Annotated in this window: 19 protein-coding genes; 9 read left to right on the top strand and 10 right to left on the bottom strand. The window is 73.8% G+C overall.

Translation table 11 applies throughout. The features are described 5' to 3' along the window. Window positions 1-11 precede the first annotated feature (11 nt). Both AB0L89_RS36195 and AB0L89_RS36190 read left to right on the top strand, forming a co-directional pair. Window positions 12-1,772 carry a sulfite oxidase gene (locus AB0L89_RS36195; protein WP_365151144.1) on the top strand — a complete coding sequence of 587 codons (1,761 nt, stop codon included), beginning with the start codon at window positions 12-14 and terminating at the stop codon, window positions 1,770-1,772. 74 nt (window positions 1,773-1,846) lie between these two features. Next, entirely contained in the window at window positions 1,847-2,509 is a 663-nt protein-coding gene (locus AB0L89_RS36190) for a fasciclin domain-containing protein (protein WP_365151141.1), read from the top strand. Between the two features lie 97 nt (window positions 2,510-2,606). On the opposite strand, the gene AB0L89_RS36185 is transcribed toward AB0L89_RS36190, so the two are convergent. Continuing rightward, the gene (locus AB0L89_RS36185) at window positions 2,607-3,536 is read right to left on the bottom strand and encodes a HipA family kinase (RefSeq protein ID WP_365151138.1); all 930 of its coding nucleotides are present in this window, start codon (window positions 3,534-3,536) and stop codon (window positions 2,607-2,609) included. 114 nt (window positions 3,537-3,650) lie between these two features. Further along, entirely contained in the window at window positions 3,651-4,694 is a 1,044-nt protein-coding gene (locus AB0L89_RS36180; protein WP_365151135.1) for a zinc-dependent alcohol dehydrogenase family protein, read from the bottom strand. A 109-nt stretch (window positions 4,695-4,803) separates the two neighbouring features. Between AB0L89_RS36180 and AB0L89_RS36175 the strand changes: the two genes are divergently transcribed. Together AB0L89_RS36175 and AB0L89_RS36170 are read left to right on the top strand one after the other, a co-directional pair. After that, the gene (locus tag AB0L89_RS36175) at window positions 4,804-5,703 is read left to right on the top strand and encodes a LysR family transcriptional regulator (RefSeq protein ID WP_365151132.1); all 900 of its coding nucleotides are present in this window, start codon (window positions 4,804-4,806) and stop codon (window positions 5,701-5,703) included. 107 nt (window positions 5,704-5,810) lie between these two features. Beyond that, the gene (locus tag AB0L89_RS36170; RefSeq protein WP_365151129.1) at window positions 5,811-6,860 is read left to right on the top strand and encodes an NAD-dependent epimerase/dehydratase family protein; all 1,050 of its coding nucleotides are present in this window, start codon (window positions 5,811-5,813) and stop codon (window positions 6,858-6,860) included. Window positions 6,861-6,880: 20 nt separating this feature from the next. Here AB0L89_RS36170 and AB0L89_RS36165 read toward each other — a convergent pair whose 3' ends face one another. Together AB0L89_RS36165 and AB0L89_RS36160 are read right to left on the bottom strand one after the other, a co-directional pair. Continuing rightward, window positions 6,881-7,993 carry a HAMP domain-containing sensor histidine kinase gene (locus AB0L89_RS36165; RefSeq protein ID WP_365151126.1) on the bottom strand — a complete coding sequence of 371 codons (1,113 nt, stop codon included), beginning with the start codon at window positions 7,991-7,993 and terminating at the stop codon, window positions 6,881-6,883. A gap of 5 nt (window positions 7,994-7,998) precedes the next feature. Next, window positions 7,999-8,760 carry a response regulator transcription factor gene (locus AB0L89_RS36160; protein ID WP_365151123.1) on the bottom strand — a complete coding sequence of 254 codons (762 nt, stop codon included), beginning with the start codon at window positions 8,758-8,760 and terminating at the stop codon, window positions 7,999-8,001. 123 nt (window positions 8,761-8,883) lie between these two features. On the opposite strand from AB0L89_RS36160, the gene AB0L89_RS36155 reads away from it, so the two are divergent. The 3 genes from AB0L89_RS36155 to AB0L89_RS36145 are packed head-to-tail and all read left to right on the top strand — an operon-like array spanning window position 8,884 to window position 11,053. Beyond that, window positions 8,884-9,621, top strand: a complete 738-nt coding sequence (locus AB0L89_RS36155) for a glycosyltransferase family 2 protein (protein ID WP_365151120.1) — start codon at window positions 8,884-8,886, stop codon at window positions 9,619-9,621. After that, window positions 9,621-10,271, top strand: coding sequence for a DUF2064 domain-containing protein (locus AB0L89_RS36150; protein ID WP_365151117.1), 651 nt, complete (start codon window positions 9,621-9,623; stop codon window positions 10,269-10,271). The genes AB0L89_RS36155 and AB0L89_RS36150 overlap by 1 nt, the downstream gene beginning before the upstream one ends. Continuing rightward, complete coding sequence (locus AB0L89_RS36145) at window positions 10,268-11,053, top strand: class I SAM-dependent methyltransferase (protein WP_365151114.1); 786 nt, start codon at window positions 10,268-10,270, stop codon at window positions 11,051-11,053. Before AB0L89_RS36150 ends, AB0L89_RS36145 begins: the two co-directional genes overlap by 4 nt. Before the next feature lie 343 nt (window positions 11,054-11,396). Here AB0L89_RS36145 and AB0L89_RS36140 read toward each other — a convergent pair whose 3' ends face one another. Next, on the bottom strand, window positions 11,397-12,674 hold the full coding sequence (locus tag AB0L89_RS36140; RefSeq protein WP_365151111.1) for a molybdopterin-dependent oxidoreductase: 1,278 nt from the start codon (window positions 12,672-12,674) through the stop codon (window positions 11,397-11,399). 113 nt (window positions 12,675-12,787) lie between these two features. Here AB0L89_RS36140 and AB0L89_RS36135 point away from each other — a divergent pair, with 113 nt between their 5' ends. Further along, window positions 12,788-14,146, top strand: a complete 1,359-nt coding sequence (locus tag AB0L89_RS36135; protein WP_365151108.1) for a hypothetical protein — start codon at window positions 12,788-12,790, stop codon at window positions 14,144-14,146. Window positions 14,147-14,182: 36 nt separating this feature from the next. On the opposite strand, the gene AB0L89_RS36130 is transcribed toward AB0L89_RS36135, so the two are convergent. Next, window positions 14,183-14,869, bottom strand: coding sequence for a pentapeptide repeat-containing protein (locus tag AB0L89_RS36130; protein ID WP_365151105.1), 687 nt, complete (start codon window positions 14,867-14,869; stop codon window positions 14,183-14,185). Window positions 14,870-15,052: 183 nt separating this feature from the next. On the opposite strand from AB0L89_RS36130, the gene AB0L89_RS36125 reads away from it, so the two are divergent. Continuing rightward, entirely contained in the window at window positions 15,053-16,597 is a 1,545-nt protein-coding gene (locus AB0L89_RS36125) for an MFS transporter (RefSeq protein ID WP_365151102.1), read from the top strand. On the opposite strand, the gene AB0L89_RS36120 is transcribed toward AB0L89_RS36125, so the two are convergent. The 4 genes from AB0L89_RS36120 to AB0L89_RS36105 all read right to left on the bottom strand — a co-directional run bounded on the left by AB0L89_RS36120 (window position 16,594) and on the right by AB0L89_RS36105 (window position 19,941). Next, complete coding sequence (locus AB0L89_RS36120) at window positions 16,594-17,688, bottom strand: methyltransferase (RefSeq protein ID WP_365151099.1); 1,095 nt, start codon at window positions 17,686-17,688, stop codon at window positions 16,594-16,596. The two genes, AB0L89_RS36125 and AB0L89_RS36120, sit on opposite strands and share 4 nt — an antisense overlap. A 54-nt stretch (window positions 17,689-17,742) precedes the next feature. Next, window positions 17,743-18,345, bottom strand: coding sequence for a GNAT family N-acetyltransferase (locus tag AB0L89_RS36115; RefSeq protein WP_365151096.1), 603 nt, complete (start codon window positions 18,343-18,345; stop codon window positions 17,743-17,745). Next, window positions 18,342-19,190: a histidinol-phosphatase gene (hisN, locus tag AB0L89_RS36110; protein ID WP_365151093.1), complete on the bottom strand. Its 849-nt coding sequence runs from the start codon at window positions 19,188-19,190 to the stop codon at window positions 18,342-18,344. The genes AB0L89_RS36115 and hisN overlap by 4 nt, the downstream gene beginning before the upstream one ends. Before the next feature lie 61 nt (window positions 19,191-19,251). Continuing rightward, window positions 19,252-19,941, bottom strand: a complete 690-nt coding sequence (locus AB0L89_RS36105; RefSeq protein WP_365151090.1) for a methyltransferase — start codon at window positions 19,939-19,941, stop codon at window positions 19,252-19,254. Window positions 19,942-20,148: the final 207 nt, after the last annotated feature.

The following is a 20,148-nucleotide window of genomic DNA, read 5'->3' as shown; positions in this document are numbered from 1 at the left end:
GGATCCCCGGTGTGAAGACAGAGCGAGGAGTCCGGCACCGGGGTCCGCGCGGCGGCACCGACCGGTGGCGCGTCGCGGCGGGAGCCCTGAGCGGCGCACTGGCCGGGTGCGCCGCCCTGGCCGTCGCGGAACTGCTGTCCGCGGAGGTGCGGCGCGAGGCCGGGCCCGTGGTGGCGGTCGGCGGCGCGGCCATCGACCGCACGCCCGCGGCCGTCAAGGACTGGGCCATCCGGCAGTTCGGCACCAACGACAAGCTCGTCCTCCAGGCGGGCATCGTCGTGGTACTCGCCCTCCTGGCCGTGGCACTGGGGCTGTTCGCCCTGCGCCGCCGCGTGCCGGGTGCGGCGGGAGTACTGCTCTTCGGCGTGATCGGTGCGCTGGCCGCCGTGACACGCCCCGACTCCACGAGTGCCGTCGACGCGCTGCCGTCGCTGGCGGGCGGGGTCGCGGGGGCAGTGCTTCTGTACGTCCTTTCGGGGCGGCTCAGGGTCGTGGCCGCCCCGAAAGCGACGGACGACACCGACCAGCCGGACGACACCGACCGGCCTGATGACACCGACCAGCCGGAAGACACCGGGGCCACGGACGGCACCGACCGGCCGGAGAACACCGGGCCGACGGACGCCAGCAGTCCGACGGACGGCACCGAACCCGTCGGCGCGGCCGGGCACGCGGGCCCCACCTGGGACCGGCGCGGCTTCGTCATCGCCGCCACCGCCGCCGCGGCCGCATCGGCCGGGATCGGCGTCCTGGGCAGGTCGCTGAACGCCGCGGGCGGCAAGGACGCCATCGCCTCGCGCGACCGGATCAGGCTGCCCGCCCCGGACTCGCCCGCCCGCGCCGTGCCGCGCGGCTCCCAGGTGCGGGTGCCGGGGGTCAGCTCGTTCGTGACGTCCGCCGAGGACTTCTACCGGGTGGACACCGCGCTCGTGGTGCCCCGGGTGAACGCCGACACCTGGCGCCTGAGGATCCACGGCAAGGGCGTCCGGCGGCCGACGACCGTCTCCTTCGCGGATCTGCTGCGCCGCGAACTGATCGAGCGGGACATCACGCTGACCTGCGTGTCGAACGAGGTCGGCGGCCCCTATGTGGGCAACGCCCGCTGGATCGGCGTACGCCTCGCCGACCTGCTCGAAGAGTGCGGTGTCAGGCCTCCGGCCAAGGGCGGCCCCGCGGACCAGCTGGTGGCGCGGTCCGTGGACGGCATGACGCTCGGCACGCCCGTGGACGACGTGATGGACGGCCGGGACGCGATGCTCGCGCTCGGCATGAACGGCCGGCCGCTGCCCTTCGAGCACGGCTTTCCCGTCCGCATGCTGGTCCCGGGTCTGTACGGCTATGTCTCCGCCTGCAAGTGGATCAAGGACATCGAGCTCACGACCTTCGACGCCTACGACCCCTACTGGGTACGGCGGGACTGGGCGCGCAAGGCGCCGATCAAGACCCAGTCGCGGATCGACACCCCCAAGCCGTTCGCCCGGCCGAAGGCGGGCACGGTGATGGTCGCGGGGGTGGCGTGGGCGCAGCACCGCGGCATCGAGAAGGTCGAGGTGCGCGTCGACGACGGCCCCTGGCAGGCGGCCGATCTGGCGGCCGAGGCCACCCGGGACACCTGGCGCCAGTGGTCCTTCCCGTGGCGGGCGACCCCCGGCGGCCACACGCTCACCGTGCGGGCGACGGACCGCACGGGCGAGGTGCAGACCGAGAAGCGGACCCGCACGATCCCCGACGGGGCGAGCGGCCGGCATTCGGTGGTGGTCACCGTGGACTGACGACCGCACGCGGACGACCGCGCACCGATGCGACAGCGCACCAACACCCCCGAGACACGCACCCAGGAGAAAAGATGAACGCCTCGTCCTCGTCCCGCCGCTACCACCGCGCCGCCCTCGCCGTCACCGCGGCCGTGCTGCTCCCGCTGGCGCTGACGGCCTGCTCGGACGACAGCAAGGACAGCGAGTCGTCCGGCAAGTCCACGCCGTCGGCCGCCAAGGACACCGCGTCGAGCCCCTCCGACGACGCGGCGGCGATGTCCGAGCCGTTCGGCCCGGCCTGTGCGGGCGTCCCGAAGGAGGGCAAGGGCAGCTTCGACGGCATGGCGAAGGACCCCGTCGCCACCGCCGCCTCGAACAACCCCGCGCTCTCGACCCTGGTCACCGCCGTCAAGAAGGCCGGCCTGGTCGACACCCTCAACAACGCGAAGGACATCACCGTCTTCGCCCCCACCAACGACGCCTTCGCCAAGATCCCCAAGGCCGACCTCGACAAGGTCCTCAACGACAAGGCCCAGCTCACCAAGATCCTCACCTACCACGTCGTGGGCAAGAAGCTCGCGCCCAAGGACCTGGAGAGCGGCTCCTACGAGACGCTGGAGAAGTCCAAGCTGACGACGTCGGGTTCGGGCGAGTCGTACAAGGTGAACGACTCGGCCAAGGTGGTCTGCGGCAACGTCAAGACGGCCAACGCGAACGTCTACATCATCGACACGGTCCTGATGCCCAAGAGCTGATCCCTGGCGGACCGGCGCGGGGCCCCACCGGAGGCGTTCCGGTGGGGCCCCGCGCTCGGCCCATATGTGTCAGCCCATGCGTGTCAGCCCACGTCTCTCAGCCCACGTGGGGTGACCAGTCCTGTTCCGCCGGGGGCTTGCCGTGCAGGTCGGGGACCTTCTTGAGCCAGGGCGGGCGGGCCGCCTCCGTGGCCGCGGCGCGCCTGGCGTCGGCTGCCGCGAGTTCGCCGCGCGTGGGGAATTCCCTCGGCAGCCACGCCGCCGAGGCGCGGGCGCGCGTCAGGAGGTGGGTGACGTAGGCCTCGCGGACCTCGTCGGGGGACGTGAAGCCCGGTTCGTCGGTCAGCCAGGCGTCGGGGACCAGGGCGACGATCTCGCGGAGGGCGGACTCCGTGACCAGGGGGGCCAGTTCGGCGTCGGCCGCCGTCATGTCCGGGCCGTACCCGCCCAGGGCGTGGTGGCGGAAGTCGTACGCCTTGTCGGGCGCCGACGCGCCCCAGCGGTGGTGGAAGACCAGGGCCGCGCCGTGGTCGATGAGCCACAGCTTCGGCGGGCGGGTGCCGAAGGTCGGCCAGATCATCAGGTTCGAGCTGTGCACCGTGCGGTCGACGTTGGCCGTGAGCGCGTCCAGCCAGACGACCTTGCCGGCCTCCAGCGGGTCGACGTCGATCGCCTCCGGGGTGAAGTCCGCGGCGCCCGGCAGGAGGTCCATGCCGAGGTTGAGGCCCGCGCTGGCGCGCAGCAGGTCCTGGACCTCCTGGTGCGGCTCGTCGGCGGCGACCGCCGGGTCGAAGTGCACGAGGACCAGCTCGGGGAAGCGCAGGCCGAGGTGGCGCGCGAGTTCACCGACGACGATCTCGGCGACCAGCGCCTTGCGGCCCTGGGCGGAGCCGGTGAACTTCACGACGTACGTACCGAGATCGCCGGCCTCGACGACGCCGGGCACGGAGCCGCCGGTCCTCAACGGTTCGATGTAGCGGGTCGCGACAACCTGCCTCAAGCCTTTCAAAGGCCCTGCTCCCCACATCTCTTCGGTATCACGGCACGCTCAGGTTTCTGCCCCTTGCTTCCTGCCGTCGGCACGAAGTGAGCATAGTAACCAGGCGTCACCGGACCTCAGAACCGGACCTCGAACCGGACCTCAGAAGGCGATCCGGACCTTGAGGGCCGTCCGGTCGGCCATGGCGCGGTAGCCGTCCGGTACGCCGTCGAGGCCCACGGTGCGGTCGAAGACCCGGCCCGGGTCGATGGCGCCGGAGAGGACGTCGGGCAGCAGTTCGGGGATGTAGGAGCGGGCGGGGGCGACGCCGCCGGCCAGCGCGACGTTCCGGTCGAACATCCGGGAGATGTCCACCCCGGCGGATCCGCCGTGCGGCACGCCGACGTAGCCGACCGCGCCGCCGTCACGGGTGACGGAGATCGCCGTGCGCATCGACTCCTCGGTGCCGACGGCCTCCAGGACGGCGTGCGCTCCCCGGCCGCCCGTCAGCTCCCGCACCGCCTCGACGGCGGCCTCGCCGCGCTCGGCGACCACGTCCGTGGCGCCGAAGTCGCGGGCGATCGCGGTGCGTTCCTCGTGCCGGCCGAGCGCGATGATCCGCTCGGCCCCCAGGCGCCGCGCGGCGAGCACGCCGCAGAGACCGACCGCGCCGTCGCCGACCACGGCGACCGTGGCACCCGGCCGGACGCGGGCGGCCACCGCGGCGTGGTGGCCGGTGCTCATCACGTCCGAGAGGGCGAGCAGGCCGGGCAGCAGCTTCTCCTCGCCCGCCGTCTCCTTCGGCAGTGCGACCAGGGTGCCGTCGGCCCACGGCACCCGCACGGCCTCGCCCTGGCCGCCGTCCGAGCCGACCTCGCCCCAGAAGCCGCCCTCGGGGCACGAGGTGTGCAGGCCCTCGCGGCAGAACGCGCAGATGCCGTCCGACCAGACGAAGGGGGCGACCACGAAGTCGCCGGGGGCGAATCCGGTGACCTCGGCGCCGACCTCCTCGACGACGCCCAGGAACTCGTGCCCGATGCGCTGTCCCGCGACCCGCGGGGCCACGCCCCGGTACGCCCACAGGTCGCTGCCGCAGATGCAGGCGTTCACGACCCGCACCACGGCGTCGGTCGGCCGCTGGACCGTCGGATCGGGCACCTCCTCGATCCGGATGTCGTCGGGGCCGTGGATCACGGTGGCGCGCACGGAACACTCCTGGGCACTGCGGGGAAAAAGGGACTCGGGAGCCAGCATCGCCGTACGCGTGTTCGCGTGTCCAGCTACATCTTCTACAGCCTCCTTTTAAGCTGAGCTCATGCTCGACGTCCGACGGCTCGTCCTCCTGCGCGATCTGGCCGCCCACGGCACGGTGACCGCCGTGGCGGAGCTCCACGGCGTCACGCCCTCCGCCGTCTCCCAGCAGCTGCGCCTCCTGGAGGACGAGACCCGGAGCCGGCTGTTCGAACGGACCGGCCGCTCCCTCCACCTCACCGAGGCGGGGCGTCGGCTGGCCGAGGACACCGAGCAGGTGCTCGCGGCCCTCGAACGGGCCGGGAACCGCCTGCGCGCCGGTACCGGAGAGCCGACGGGCCCCCTCCACCTCGCCTGCTTCCCCAGCGCCCTCGGACCCGTCGCGGCTCCCCTCGGCGAGGCCCTGGAGAGCGCCCACGCGAACCTGCGGCTGCACATCACCGAGGCCGAACCCGAGCCCGCCGTACGACTGCTGCTCCAGCGCCGCGTCGACGTCGCGCTGCTCTACCGGTACGCGAACCTCGCCACGCCCCCGCACCCCGGCGTCGAGACCCACGTCCTGCGCGACGATCCGCTGGTCGCGGTCCTGCGGAACGACCATCCGGCGGCCGGTCCCGCGGAGTCCCCGCTCGACCTGCGTGAGCTCGCGGACACCTCGTGGGTCACCGCCCCGCCGCGGACCGCCTGCGGGGACGCCGTCCTGCAGGCCTGCCGGTCGGTCGGATTCACCCCACGGGTGCGGCACACCTGCACCGACTTCTCCGCCATGGCCTCCCTCGCCGCCGGCGGCGGCCACGCCGCCCTCGTCCCGCGCATGGCCACGGCCCACCTCCCGCCGACGCTGATCACCCGACCGGTGGCGGACCGCGCTCTCACCCGCACGATCGAGGCCGCCGTCCGCCACGGCACGGCGCACGAATCCGCGCTCGCGGCCTGCCTCGACGCGCTGCGCGACCTCGCCTGACCCGGGTCCGCCCGGCGACCGCGCGCGGGCGGGCACTTCTTACGGACCCATGACGAACCCCCGTCACGGCACCGGCACTTGCGCAGGTCGGACCTAGCCTGACCGGCATGCGCGTACTCGTCACCGGCGGAGCCGGATTCATCGGATCGCACGTCTCCGAGGCCCTCGTCGGGCGCGGCCACGAGGTGGTGGTCCTGGACGCCCTGCTGCCCTCCGCCCACGCCCGGCCGCCGAAGCCGCCCGAGGGACGGCAGTGGGTCGTCGCGGACGTCCGGGACCGGGACGCGGTCGCGGGGGCGCTGCGCGGCGTGGACGCGGTCTGCCACCAGGCGGCGATGGTCGGGCTCGGCAAGGACTTCGCCGACGCGCCCGCGTACGTCGGCTGCAACGATCTCGGCACGGCGGTGTTGCTGGCCGCGATGGCCGAGGCCGGGGTACGGCATCTCGCGCTCGCCGGGTCGATGGTGGTGTATGGGGAGGGGCGGTACGCATGTCCCCGTCATGGGGTCGTGCGGCCGGGCCCGCGGGCCGTGGCCGATCTCGACGCCGGCCGGTTCGAGCCGCTGTGCCCCGCGTGCGGATCGGAGTTGCGGCCCGGCCTGGTGGGCGAGGACGCGCCGGTCGATCCGCGCAACGTCTACGCCACGACCAAGCTCGCCCAGGAGCACCTGGCCGCGTCGTGGGCGCGGGCCACCGGCGGCAGCGCCCTCTCGCTGCGCTACCACAACGTGTACGGGCCCGGCATGCCGCGCGACACCCCCTACGCGGGGGTGGCCTCGTTCTTCCGTTCCGCGCTCGAACGGGACGAGGCGCCGCGCGTCTTCGAGGACGGCCGTCAGCGGAGGGACTTCGTGCACGTACGGGATGTGGCCGCGGCCAACGCGGTCGCCCTGGAGGCGGTCCGCGAACGGAGCGCGGGAGCGTTCTCGGCGTACAACACCGGCAGCGGCGAGCCGCACACCGTCGGGGAGATGGCGCGGGAACTGGCGGGGGCGTTCGGCGGACCGGAGCCGGTGGTGACCGGGGAGTACCGGCTGGGTGACGTACGGCATGTCACCGCGGACTCGGGGCGGCTCCGGGCGGAGCTGGGGTGGCGGCCGGAGGTGGGGTTCGCCGAGGGGATGGCCGAGTTCGCCAAGGCGCCGCTCCGGGGGTGACGCGGGGTCCGGGCGCCGCCTCAGTGCCGGGCCGAGGGCAGGGTGACCTCGAAGCAGCAGCCGCCGTCCACGTTGCGGACGGCGGCCCAGCCCTGGTGCGCCTCCACGATGCCGCGCACGATCGCCAGGCCGAGGCCCGCGCCCGCGGGCGGGGTGCGGGCGTGGCTGCCGCGCCAGCCGGTGTCGAAGACGCGGCCCAGGTCGTCCTCGGGGATCCCGCCGCACCCGTCGGTGACGGACAGGACGACGCCGTCCGGTGAGCGCTGCGCGGCCACGGCGACGGTGCCGTCGGCGGGGGTGCGGCGGATCGCGTTGATCAGGAGGTTGCCCAGGACCCGGCTCATCTCCTTGCCGTCGACCTCGACGGGCACCGCTTCCACGCTGTCGCCGACGAGGTGTACGCCGTGTTCGCGGGCGAGCGGGTCCGCGCCCGCGAGGGCGTCGCCGACCAGGTCGTAGACGGAGATGCGGGAGGGGGAGAGGGCCAGCGCGCCGGCGTGGATGCGGGAGAGTTCGAAGAGGTCCCCGACCATGGAGTTGAGGCGTTCGACCTCGGTGCGGATCTGCCGCAGATAGCGGTCCGGCTCGGCGGCCATGCCGTCCTCAAGCGCCTCGGACATGGCGCGCAGGCCGGCGAGCGGGGTGCGCAGGTCGTGCGAGATCCATGCGACCAGTTCACGGCGGGAGCTCTCCAGGGCCCGCTCCCGTTCGCGGGACTCGGCGAGCTTGGCGCTGGTGGCCTCCAGCTCCCTGGTGAGTTCGGCCAGTTCCGCGCTGACGGGTTCGGGCGGGGCGGCGAAGGTGCCGCCGTCGCCGAAGGTGCGGGCCGCCAGGGTCAGGGCCTTGCTGCGGGCGACGACCCAGCGCCCGAGCAGCAGCGCGGTGGCGAGCGACACCACGGCGGCCATGGCGACCACGATGGTGACGACGGTCAGGTCGTGCGGGGACAGGAACATCTCCCAGGCCACGGAGAGGGTCCCCGCGAGCATGGCGAGGATCGCCACGCCCGCGACGACGGTCAGCGTCACCACCAGCGAGCGGTGCCGCAGCAGGCGCAGGGCCAGCGCGCCGAGGAGCCCGGCCGCCGCGGCTCCCAGGAAGGCGAACAGGGCGATGAGGAGGATGTCCTGCACGGGGGTCAGCCTTCGGCTCGCGACGGTCGGGGGTGGCTCGGGAGCGGGTCGTCCGCGGTGTCCAGGCGGTAGCCGACGCCCCAGACGGTCTGGATCAGCGAGGGCCTCGCCGGGTCGTCCTCGACCTTGCCCCGCAGCCGACGGATGTGGACCGTGACGGTCGACAGGTCGCCGAACTCCCAGCCCCACACGTCGCGCATCAGTTCCTCGCGGGCGAACGCCCGGCCGGGGTGACGCAGCAGGAAGGCGAGGAGGTCGAACTCGCGCACGGTCAGGGCGAGTTCCGCGCCGTTCTTGGTGGCGCGCCGGGCCGCCTCGTCCACGGCGATGCCCGCGGCCCGCAGCGGCGCAGCCGGACCGCGGGGCGCCGCCGCCCGGCTGCGCCGCACCACGGATTCCACCCGCAGCACCAGCTCGCGGGGGCTGAACGGCTTGGTGACGTAGTCGTCGGCCCCTATCTCCAGGCCGAGGATCCGGTCGTCCTCGTCACCACGGGCGGTGAGCATGATGACCGGCACCGGGCGCTCGGCCCGGAGCCTGCGGCACACCTCAAGACCGTCCATGCCGGGCAGCATCAGGTCGAGGACGACCAGGTCGGGGCGACGGGCCGCCGCGCACGCCAGCGCGGCGGGGCCGTCCTCGGCACGGTCGACGGCGTGGCCCGCGCGTTCGAGGTAGCCCGCGACGACTTCGGCGACGGTCGGGTCGTCGTCCACGACGAGCACCCGGAGGGTGTCGTGGTGGCGCTCCCGCGGTGGTGACTGCATACGGCCAGCGTCGCACCTCCCGCGCGACGGGCGGACGTGATGGCGGCCCCGGGACCCCGACGTCCCCGTTTCGTAAGGAGCGCACGTCCGATATGACCGTTTCTGCTTCGTAGGGTGAGCGGCATGCCCCTCTCCCCCTCAGCGGACTCCGCCGCGCCCGACGCGCGCGCCGTTCGCGTCGATGTCGTCCTGCCCTGCCTCGACGAGGCCGCCGCACTGCCCTGGGTCCTGGCACGCGTGCCCCGGAACTGGCGGGCCGTCGTCGTCGACAACGGCTCCACCGACGGCTCGCCGGACCTCGCACGCTCCCTGGGCGCCACCGTGGTGCACGAGCCGCGGCGCGGCTTCGGGGCCGCGTGCCACGCCGGCCTGACCGCGTCCGACGCGGACGTCGTGTGCTTCTGCGACTGCGACGCCTCGCTCGATCCCGGACTGCTGCGCCCCTTCGTGCGCGACGTGGCGGACGGCACGGCCGACCTGGTCCTCGGGCGGCGCCGCCCCACGGCGTCCGGGGCCTGGCCCGCCCACGCGCGGGCGGGCAACGTGGTGCTGGCCGGGATGCTGCGGCGCCGCACGGGACTGCGCCTGCACGACCTCGGCCCGCTGCGGGCGGCCCGGCGCGAGGCCCTGCTCGGGCTCGGCCTCACGGACCGCCGCAGCGGCTACCCCCTCCAGATGGTGGTGCGCGCGGCCGACGCGGGCTGGCGCGTCGAGGAGCGGGACGTGCCCTATCTGCCCCGCGCCGGGAAGTCGAAGGTCACCGGGACGTGGCGGGGGACGTGGCACGCGGTGCGGGACATGCGGGCGGTGCTCGCCGAGCCGCCGCGGGCCGCCGCCCCGAACCGGACGGAGGCCGCGTGATGACCTCGGACACGACGCTGCTCGTCATCGCCAAGGAGCCCGTACCGGGACGGGTCAAGACCCGCCTCACGCCGCCCTACACCGCCGGGGAGGCCGCCGAGCTCGCCGCCGCGGCCCTCGCCGACACCCTCGACGTGGTGCGCGCGGCACCCGCACGCCGCCGCGTCCTGGTGCTCGACGGGCGTCCGGGCCCCTGGCTTCCGCCCGGCATCGACGTGGTCCCGCAGTGCGCGGGCGGCCTGGACGAACGGCTCGCCGCGGCCTTCGGAGCCTGTACCGGGCCGGCCCTGCTGGTCGGCATGGACACCCCTCAGATCACCCGCTCGCTCCTCGCCCCCGCGCTCGATTCCGGCGCGTGGCGGGACGACGACGCCTGGTTCGGCCCGGCCGTCGACGGCGGGTTCTGGGCCCTGGGCCTGGCCGAGCCCGACCCCGGGCTGCTGCGCGGCGTCCCCATGTCACGGGCCGACACCGGCGCCCTCCAGCGGGCCCGGCTCGTCGCCGCCGGACTGCGGGTGCGCGAGCTGCCCCGGCTGCGTGACGTCGACACCGCCGCCGACGCCGGCCTCGTCGCCGCCGAGGTACCCGGCAGCCGTTTCGCCGCCACGCTCGCCCGCCTCACCGCCGCGTCCGTCGGGGGTGGCCGATGACCACGACGGTGCCGCCCGCCACCACCCACGCGGGCGGGCCCGCCTCCTGGCGCGCGGATCCGTACGCGAACGCACTGCGCGACGGCCGCGGCCCCCTGTTCCTGCGCCGCGGCGACGGCTGGCTCCTTCCGCTGGAGGTCGAGCGCTGGTGCGCGGCGCCCGACCCCGCCGACCTCTCCGCGCTGCGCCGCTGCGAGGGCAGCGTCCTCGACGTCGGCTGCGGGCCCGGCCGCCTGGTCGCCGCTCTCGCCGCCCGTGGCGACCGGGCCCTCGGCATCGACGTCAGCGAAGCGGCCGTCGAGCACACGCTCCGCAGGGGCGGGGCGGCGCTGCGCCGCTCCGTCTTCGATCCGCTGCCGGGCGAGGGGCGCTGGGGCACGGCGCTGCTCGTCGACGGCAATGTGGGCATCGGGGGCGACCCCTCGGCGCTCCTCGCGCGCATCGCCCAACTCCTGCGCCCTGGCGGCTTGTTGATCGCCGAGACCGCCCCGACGGAGATCGACGAGCGCGTCGAGGTGTCCGTGGACGACGGGCGCGGCTCACCGGGCGAGCCGTTCCCCTGGTCCCGGCTCGGGACCCGCGCCCTGCTGCGCCACGCCCGCCCGCACGGCTGGCGCCCGGCCGATCAGTGGACCTGCGGCGACCGCCGCTTCCTGGCGCTGCGCCGCCCGGCCACCGCACGCAGCGCGCGCCACGACACCGCGGCGGCGAACAACGCGGCCGTGATGAGCAGCCAACGGGTGAGGAACACGTCGGCGGGCAGCCCCGTCGTGGACTCGTAACGCCCGACCCGCCCGGAGATCAGCGGGAACCAGACCAGCAACAACAGGCCGGACAGGAAAGCCGGTACGCGGAGGAGGGCGACCCACTCCCGCGCTCCCCCGCGCCGCCGCGCGACGGCCCGCAGGACGCCGTCCGCCACGGTGTACAGCGGCACGAACAGCACGTCGTGCACCAGCGCCGCGCCGACGAACCAGACGGTGACGAGCAGCCAGTCGCCGTCGAGGAGGCGCACCCCCGCGTACCCCGCGACGGCGAACGAACAGAGCAGGACGACGGGTTGCAGCGGCCCCTCGCCGTACCAGCGCCGGAACCGGTCGCTCAGAACACCGCCGCGACGCGCGGTCATCGCACTCCTCCGAAGGTCAGGCGGGACACCCATTTGGTGTTGAGCACGCCGGGCGCGGCCGGGACGATGATCCGCGCCGGATAGCCGTGGTCCGGTGACAGGTCCGCGCCGTTGACCCGCAGGGCGAGCAGCGAACGGGGATCACGGACCTGGTTGGCGCGCAGCGCGGCCCTGCGGAACGCGCCGTGCAGTTGCAGGGATTCGACGAGGACGTCCGGCGCCGCGCCCTCGTCGGCTCCGGCCAGGACCGCGAGGTCGCGCAGGCGCACCCCGCGCCACCGCTGGTCCGAGGTCGACCAGCCCTCCACGCACGCGATGGGCAACGCCGCCTCGTGCAGCGGGAGTCGCAGGAGCTGCTCCCGCGAGAGCCGGACGGTACCGCCGGGGCCGACGACGACCAGCCGCCACGCCGTGCCCGTGTCGACGGGCACGATCCCCGCCTTCGCCGCCGTCTTGTTGATCTGGAAGCCGTTCGGCCCGCTGCCCGGTTCGGCGCCGCCGTGCGGGGCCAGCAGCGCGGTGCGGCGCAAGGGGCCGTCGAAGCTCTGGCCCGCCGTCGTCACGAACAGCAGGGCGGAGCCCGCACCGACCATGCCGAGCGCCCCGCGCCGCGACACCGTCGGCTCGGCCGGGCTCGGGGACACGAGGCCGCCCTCCTCGTAAGGCTCCGGACGCGGGTCCCGCAGCCCGGCGCGGAACCCCTGCGCGCGCAGGACGCGCACGGCCCCGGGCAGCCGCAGCGCGACATGCGCCACGAGGGCCGCGAAGAACACCCAGGCGCCGTAGAAGTGCAGCGGATAGAAGGAACCCGGGAAGAGGTACTCCAGCTGGACGTTGAGCACGCCGGTGGCGAACTCGAACAGGGCCCCGCCGACCAGCAGGAGCAGCGAGAGCCGCTCCAGGGCGTGCCCCACCGACCGTGCCGGGGGCAGCGCGAAGAGCTTGGGGATCACCGACCACAGCTTGGCGAGCAGCACGGGGATCAGCGTGATGCCGACGGTGACGTGCAGGCCCTGGTTGAGGCGGTAGAGCCAGTGCGGGTCGGTGGGCCAGTCGAAGAGGTAGAAGCCGAGCAGGCCCTTGTCCGGCGTCTTGTCGTTGAGAGGCGACAGGTCCGGGTTGTAGGCGGCGTACGACAGCAGGCCGGTCACGAACAGGACGGGGATTCCGGCCAGCAGGACGACGCCGAGGAGCGACGTGAGCCAGGGGCCCCGCAGCGGGCTGCGCCAGAATCCGGGACGGGCCGGGGAGGTGATCCGTGGTGCGGGAGGCATGGCTCGACGGTATGCCGCGCACCGGCCCGCGACGGGGTGCCGACTCATGACGAAACGCTGACGTCCTGCCGTGGACGTGCCGCTTCGGCCCCGTCGGCGCCTAGCGTGCGGACGTGAGCACCACAGAACGCACCGGCAGCCGACTCGACCTGGCCGCGGCCGGATTCGGGGCCCTTCTCGTCGCCGCGGCCATCGGCGTCGGCATCCACATCGAGGACTCCTACGGCACCCTGCACCTCAACTGGCCACCGTTGTATGCCTCATGGGACCCGCACATCGGACCGGGCACGCCCGCCGCGCTCACCGTCGCCGCCCTGGTGATCGTGTACGCCCCGCCGCTCGCCGCCCGGCTCCCCTGGCGGTCGCTCCTCCTGACCGCCTGGGGCGCTTGTCTGGCCTGGATCTGGTCGCTCGCGCTCGTCGACGGCTGGCACCGCGGCGTCGCGCGGCGGCTCACCACCAAGTACGAGTACCTCCAGGTCGTCGACCGCTTCGACGACATTCCCGCGACGCTGCGGGACTTCAACCGGCACATCCTGATCGACGCGCCCGACCACTGGCCCGCCCACACCGCGGGGCACCCGCCGGGCGCCACGCTCACCTTCGTCCTGCTCGACCGGATCGGTCTGGGCGGCGGCGGCTGGGCCGGGGCCTTCTGCGTCACCGCGGGCAGTACCGCGGCGGTCGCCGTCCTGATCACCCTGCGCGCGCTGGCCGACGAGGCGACCGCACGCCGGGCCGCCCCCTTCCTCGTCCTCGCGCCCGCCGCGATCTGGGTCGGCGCCTCGGCCGACGGCTACTTCGCCGCCGTCACCGCCTGGACGGTCGCGCTGCTCGCGCTGGCCTCGACCCGCGCGGCCCGCTCCCCCGGCGCGGCGGCGCTCGGCTCCGGGCTCCTGTTCGGACTCACCTGCTACCTCTCCTACGGCCTGCCGCTCTTCGCCCTGCTCTGCGCCGCCGTCCTGCTCGTCGCCCGCACCCTTCGCCCCCTCCCCCTCTTCCTCGCCGGACTCGCCGTCGCGCCGCTCGCCTTCACCCTCGCGGGCTTCAACTGGTGGGAGGCCTATCGCCTGCTCGTCGAGCGCTACTACCAAGGGGCGGGCGGCATCAGGCCGTACGGCTATTTCGTCTGGGCCAACCTCGCCTGCACGGTGCTCGTCATCGGGCTCGCCGGCGTCGCGGGTCTGCGCAGGGCCCTGGCGTCCGCGCCGGCCGCGCTCCGGCATCTGGCCACCGGCGGGGCCACGGCCGCCCACCGCCTGGTCGCGCTCGTCCTGGCCGCCCTGCTGGCGCTCGCGGCCGCCGACCTGTCCGGCATGAGCAAGGCGGAGACCGAGCGCATCTGGCTGCCCTTCGCCCTGTTCCTCCTCGCCGCCGCCGCGCTCCTCCCGGCGAGCGCCCGCCGGCGCTGGCTGACCGCCCAGGCCGTGCTCGCCCTGGCCGTCAACCATCTGCTGCTGACCGGCTGGTGACCTCCCGGTCCGCCGTGGGCCGTCCCGCGGCGGGCGCTACGCCTCGATCGTGACGCCCGCCTCCTTGGCGAGGAGCAGCGCGAGATCCATCGCGCCGGGCCCCTGCACCGTGGCGCCCTTGAAACCGGTGACGCCGTTGACATCGGCGAGGCCGCAGTTCTCGAAACGTACGTTTCTCATGTCCGCGTGAGAGAACTGCGCCCCGGTCAGATCGCAGTTCACAAAACGCACGGAGCGCAGTTCCGCGTTCTGGAAATCGGCGCCCTGCATATTGCAGTCGGCGAACACGACGGCATTGAACGTGGAGTGACGGAACAGCGCGAGATCGCTGCGGCAGCCGTCGAAGCGTACGTCGCGGAACGTGCCGGGCGACCAGGAGGATCCGGTGAGGCGGCTCGACGTGACGGCGCAGCGGATCAACGACACGTCCCGGCAGCGCACCTGGGCGAAGTCACAGGTGTCGAAGTGCGAGTCGGAGAGCACCGAACGCCGCAGCTCGGTGCCGGTGAACCGGGTGTTCTCGAAGCGGCACCGCTCCGCCTCCACCGCCTCGGCGCTCCGTCCGGCGAGGACCGTCCCGTCGTAGGCGACGCCCTTCACCGTGGCGTCGTCCTCCCAGTCGTCCCCCGGCAGGACGGCGGGCCGCGGCACAGGAAACGGCCGGGGGGCGCTGGGCGCCTTGATGCGAACGGTGCTGCCGTCGTGGCGGACGTGCCGGGGCATCTGACGGAATCCAATCTTCGGCGCGGCGAATGCGAGGAGACTTTACGGGCGTGTGCCGCCGCTCTGTCAACGCGGTGACAAGGGCCTCTTGTCGGCGGAGAACACCTGGTTGTTGGACAGCGCTTCGCGCTCTTTGCTGGGCTGGGGCCTCTGAAATCCCTGCCCTTCAGGAGGCTGCTGTTCATGGCGCGAAAGCCAGCGAATTCTGCTGATCCGGTGGAATCGGCCGACCGTCGGGAAGGGGCGTCGACCGCTGCTCGGGACGGCGTGACGGCCGCCTCGCGGGAGGGGCCGTCGACCACCGCTCCGGGACCTGATCCGCGCCGCTGGTGGGGGCTCGTGGTCATCCTGGCGGCGCAGCTGCTGGTGGTGCTCGACGGAACCATCGTCAACATCGCCCTGCCCTCGGTCCAGGACGACCTCGGCATGTCCGACGCGAGCCGGCAGTGGGTCATCACCGCCTACACCCTGCCCTTCGGCGGGCTGTTGCTGCTCGGCGGCCGGGTCGCCGACGCGTTCGGGCGCCGCCGGGTCTTCGCCGTCGGGATCCTCGGCTTCGGGCTCGCCTCCCTGCTGGGCGGCGCGGCCCCCGATCCGGGCACCCTCTTCGCGGCCCGCGCGCTGCAGGGCGCCTTCGCCGCGGCCCTCGCTCCCGCGGCCCTGGCACTGATCAACCAGCTGTTCACCGAACCCGGCGAGCGCGGCCGGGCGTTCGGCGTCTACGGAGCGGTCAGCGGCGGCGGCGCGGCCGTGGGGCTGCTGGCCGGCGGGCTGCTGACCGAGTACCTCGACTGGCGCTGGTGCCTGTACGTCAACGCGCCGGTCGCGCTCCTCGCCCTGCTCGGCTGCCGGCTGCTGCCGCGCGAGGGGCGGACCGGCCGGGCCGTGCGGCTCGACCTGCCCGGCACGTTCCTCGGCTGCGGCGGCCTCGTGGCGATCGTCTACGCGTTCGCGGAGGCCGAGAACGGCTGGGGCGACCCGCTGGTCGTCGGGCTGCTCGGGCTCGGCGTCCTGATGCTGGTGGCGTTCGCGCTGGTCGAGCGGCGGGTCCAGGATCCGCTGCTGCCCCCTCGGGTGGTCGCCCACCGGGTGCGGGGCGGCTCGTTCCTGGTCGTGGGGCTGCCGCAGATCGGCCTGTTCGGGCTCTTCCTGTTCCTGACGTACTACCTCCAGGGGATCCTCGGCTACTCGCCCGTGCTGACGGGTGTCGCCTTCCTGCCGCTGGGCCTCGGGATCGCGGTGGGCTCCTCGCTGATCGCGGCCCGCCTGCTGCCCCGCACCCGGCCCCGCACGCTGATCGTGGGCGCGCTGCTGGCCGCCGCGACCGGCATGGCGCTGCTCACCCGGCTCCAGGCGGACACACCGCAGGTGTACCTGACGCACCTGCTGCCCGCGCAGATCCTCATCGGGCTCGGCATCGGCTGCATGATGATGCCCGCGATGCACACGGCCACCGCGCGGGTCGCCCCGCACGAGGCGGGCGCGGCGGCGGCCGTGGTCAACAGCGCCCAACAGGTGGGCGGCGCGCTGGGCGTGGCGCTCCTCAACACCGTGTCCACCGGCGCCACCGCCGCCTACCTGTCCGAGCACGGCACCTCCGCCGCCGCCACGGTCGACGGCACGGTGCACGGCTACACCGTGGCCATCGCCTTCGCCGTCGGCGTGCTCCTCCTGACGGCGCTGCTCGCCTGGACGCTCATCAACTCCCGTTCCGACAAGGCCCCTTAGACCGGCTCCGCCTCGATGAGGGAGAACGGTGTGAGGCCGGGCGGCGTGAGGACCCGGGTCGTACGGAACCCGGTGTCCGTCAGCAGGGCGCGCAGGTCCTGCTCGCTGCGCTCCCGTCCGCCCATGTTCACCAGCATGTACAGATCGCTGAGGTAGCCGAGCGGGTGCGCGGAGCTGTCCACCTTGTCGGGCAGCAGCACTTCGACGATCAGCAGTCTGGCGTGGTCGGGCATGGCGGCGCGGACGGTCCGCAGGATGTCCGCCGACCGCGCGTCGCTCCAGTCGTGCAGGATGCTCTTGAGGACGTAGAGGTCGCCGCCGCCGGGCACCCGGGCGAAGAAGTCCCCGGTCTCGACCCGGCAGCGCTCCCCCAGCCCGGCCGCGCCCAGCGCCCCGGCCGCGTCGCGGGCTCCCTCCGGCGAGTCGAACACGACGCCCCGGACGCCGGGGTGCGCGCCCAGCACGGCCGCCAGCAGGGATCCGTCGGCGCCGCCGACGTCCACCACGGTGCCGTACGCGGAGAAGTCGTACTCCTGCTCCTTGGCGAGCGCGGTGCTCATCGTGCGGGTGGCCTCGCGCATGGAGGACGTGAAGGTGCCCGACAGCTCCGGCCGCTCGCCGAGGTAGGAGAAGAAGTCGGTGCCGAAGACCTGGTCGAAGGCGGGTTCGCCGGTCCTGATGCTGTGGTCGAAGTGGGACCAGGCCTGCCGGAAGACGCCCATGCCCTGGCGGACGAAGGCGTGCAGCGAATCGGGCACGTCGGTGCGCAGCCGATGCCCGGCCGGCGTCAGCCGGAAGGTCCCCGCCGTGGTCTCCTCGGCCAGGCCCAGCGAGGCGAAGGCCCGCAGCAGGCGCAGCGTGGCGACGGGGTCGGTGTCCAGGGCGGCGGCCAGCTCGGGAGCGGCGCGCTCCTGCGACCCCATCAGGTCGGGCAGGTCCAGGCGCGTCGCCAGGTCCAGGATCTCGGAGGAGATGTAGCCCCAGACGAGGGTCAGGATCCGCTCCTGCGCGCCGAACTGTTCCGCGTGTTCGGTCTCCGGGACGGGCACGGGGTCGGCGGGGCCGCCCCGGGTTGCTTCGGACGGAGCCATGGGGTGGTGCGCTCCTTTCGGTCGGGCGCTGTGGGTCGTACGGAGAGGGGCCGGTCAGGTACCGGGCTTGCGGGTCATGGCCCAGGTGCGCGGACCGCCGTCCGGCACCTCGACGTCGGCGGTGACGGTGAAGCCGAGCCGCTCGTAGAAGGGGAGGTTGCGCGGGTCGGAGGTCTCCAGGAAGGCGGGCACCCCGGCGCGTTCGGCCGCCTCCACGCCGGGGCGGACGACGGCGCTGCCGAGGCCCTTGCCCTGGTGGTCGGGCGAGACGCCGACGGTGGCGAGGAACCACGCGGGCCCGGTGGGGCGGTGCGGCGCGAGGAGGCCTTCCATCTGCTGCTGCGCGGCCAGCCGCGAACCGCTCAACTCGGCGAGGCGCGGGCCGATCTCGGCGAATACCGCGCCCGCGTCGACGCTCTCCGGCGTGGTCCAGACGGCCACCGCGGCGCCGTCGTCGGCGACCCAGACCTTGCCGATGTCCAGGCCGACGCGGGTGAGGAACAGCTCCTGGAGCTCGGTGACGCGCTCGATGTGGCGGTCCGGGTCGACGGTGTGCCGCGTGGCGGGGTAGTCGGCGAACGCGCCGGCGAGGGTGGCCACGGCCCGGGGGACGTCGTCACGGGTGGCGGGGCGCACGGAGGGCTTGTGGTCGGTCATGGTTGCTCGTCTCCTGGTCGGGGTCGGGGGTCGGTCGTATCAGTCGTATCCGCGAGGACCTTCACCGCGAGCGGGTGCAGGTGCGGATTGGCGGAAAGGGCACCCGTGCCGTGCTGGGGCGAGGCGCCGCGCAGATCGGTGCAGAGGCCGCCCGCCTCCGCCACGAGGATCTGCAGGGCGGCGATGTCCCAGGGGCTCACGACCGGTTCGGCCGCGACGTCGATCGTGCCCTCGGCGACCATGCAGTGCTGGAGGAAGTCACCGAAGGCGCGGTCCTCCCAGCAGGCGTCGGCGAGCCGCAGATACGCCGCGCGCGGGTGGAAGGCGTCCCAGGTACGGGTGTTGGTGGTGGACAGATAGGCGCTCTCCAGGCCGGTGACGCCGGAGACGCGCAGCCGCCGCGGCTCGGCGTCGGGCGAGCCGCGGCGCAGCCAGGCGCCGCTCCCGGCCGCCGCCCACCAGCGACTGGCCAGGGCGGGGGCGCTGACGACGCCGACGGTGGGCCGGCCGTCTTCGAGGAGGGCGATCAGGGTGGCCCAGACCGGCACTCCGCGCAGGAAGTTCTTGGTGCCGTCGATGGGGTCGACGATCCAGGTGCGTCCCGCGGTGGCCTCGCCGCCGGTCTCCTCCCCCGCGAAGTCGTCCTCGGGGCGGGCGGCGCGCACGGCTCCGCGCACGGCCGCCTCGACGGTGGTGTCCGCGTCGGTGACGGGGGTGCGGTCGGGCTTCTCGCTCACCCGCAGGTCGTGTGCCCGGAAGCGGCGGGTGGTGATGCGGTCGGCGATGTCGCCGAGTTCCAGGGCCAGTTCGAGGTCGGCCTGCTGGGGCATGAGGGTGCCTCGCATGTCGTGGGAGGGGAGGGAGCCGCCCCGGCGGGCCGGGGAATCGCCCGCCGGGGCGGCGGGCTCACTTGGCGCGCAGTTCGAGCAGGTGGTACTCCATGACGCGGACGACCTCGATACGGCGTACGCGGCGCAGCATCTCGACGCTCATCCCGGCCTCCTCGGCGAAGGCGTCGATCCGCTCGCGGTCGCCGAGGTCGGCCGTGCCGATCAGCAGCCGGCCGCCCTCGGCCAGGTGGTCGCGGGCCCCGGCGATGAACCGGGACTGGCCCTGGTAGCCGGGGTCGAAGACGGCGGAGTGCAGGTCCGTGGAGAGCGGGAAGCCGTCCTCCACGTACGTCCAGGGCACGTTCCAGAAGATCGCGTCGAACCGGTCGGTGGGCTCAAGGGCCGCGTACAGGTCGCTGTGCAGCACCCGCACCCGGTCCCCGACGCCGTGCCGCTCGGCGTTGGCGAGGGTGTTCGCCACCGCCTTCTCGTTGATGTCGAGCGCCGTCACGTTCGCGCAGCCGCTCAGCGCCGCGGTCACGGAGATGACGCCGGTGCCGCAGCCGACCTCCAGGAAGGAGCCGCCCTTGGGGTAGGGCACGATCGAGGCCATGACCTCGGTGGCGGCGGTCAGGGTGCCGGGGAAGACGTCGCGGTGCAGGGTCCACTCGCGGCCGAGCAGGGAGAAGTCGTCCGGCAGGTCGTCGCCGATCATGACGTGCTGAAGGACCTGGGCGGCGGCCTCGGGGGATTCCTTGACGGTCATGGTTGTCCTTTCCTGCGGTGGTGACGGGATGGTGCGGTGTGACGGAATCGTGGAAGCAATCGGGACGGGGCCCTACCGGGACGCTCCGGCCGCGTGGGCGACCAGGGCCTCGCGGTGTCGTCCGATCTTGTGGAAGGCCTCGGCGTAGGCCTCGATGAGTGGTTCGTCGTCGGGCCAGTTGGTGAAGGTGGGCAGGGAGAGGGCGTG

Origin of the sequence: Streptomyces sp. NPDC052114 (assembly GCF_040680155.1) — a bacterium.
Lineage (GTDB): Bacteria > Actinomycetota > Actinomycetes > Streptomycetales > Streptomycetaceae > Streptomyces.
The sequence above is the reverse complement of the archived record's forward strand: the minus strand, read 5'-3'. Positions and strand labels throughout refer to the sequence as shown.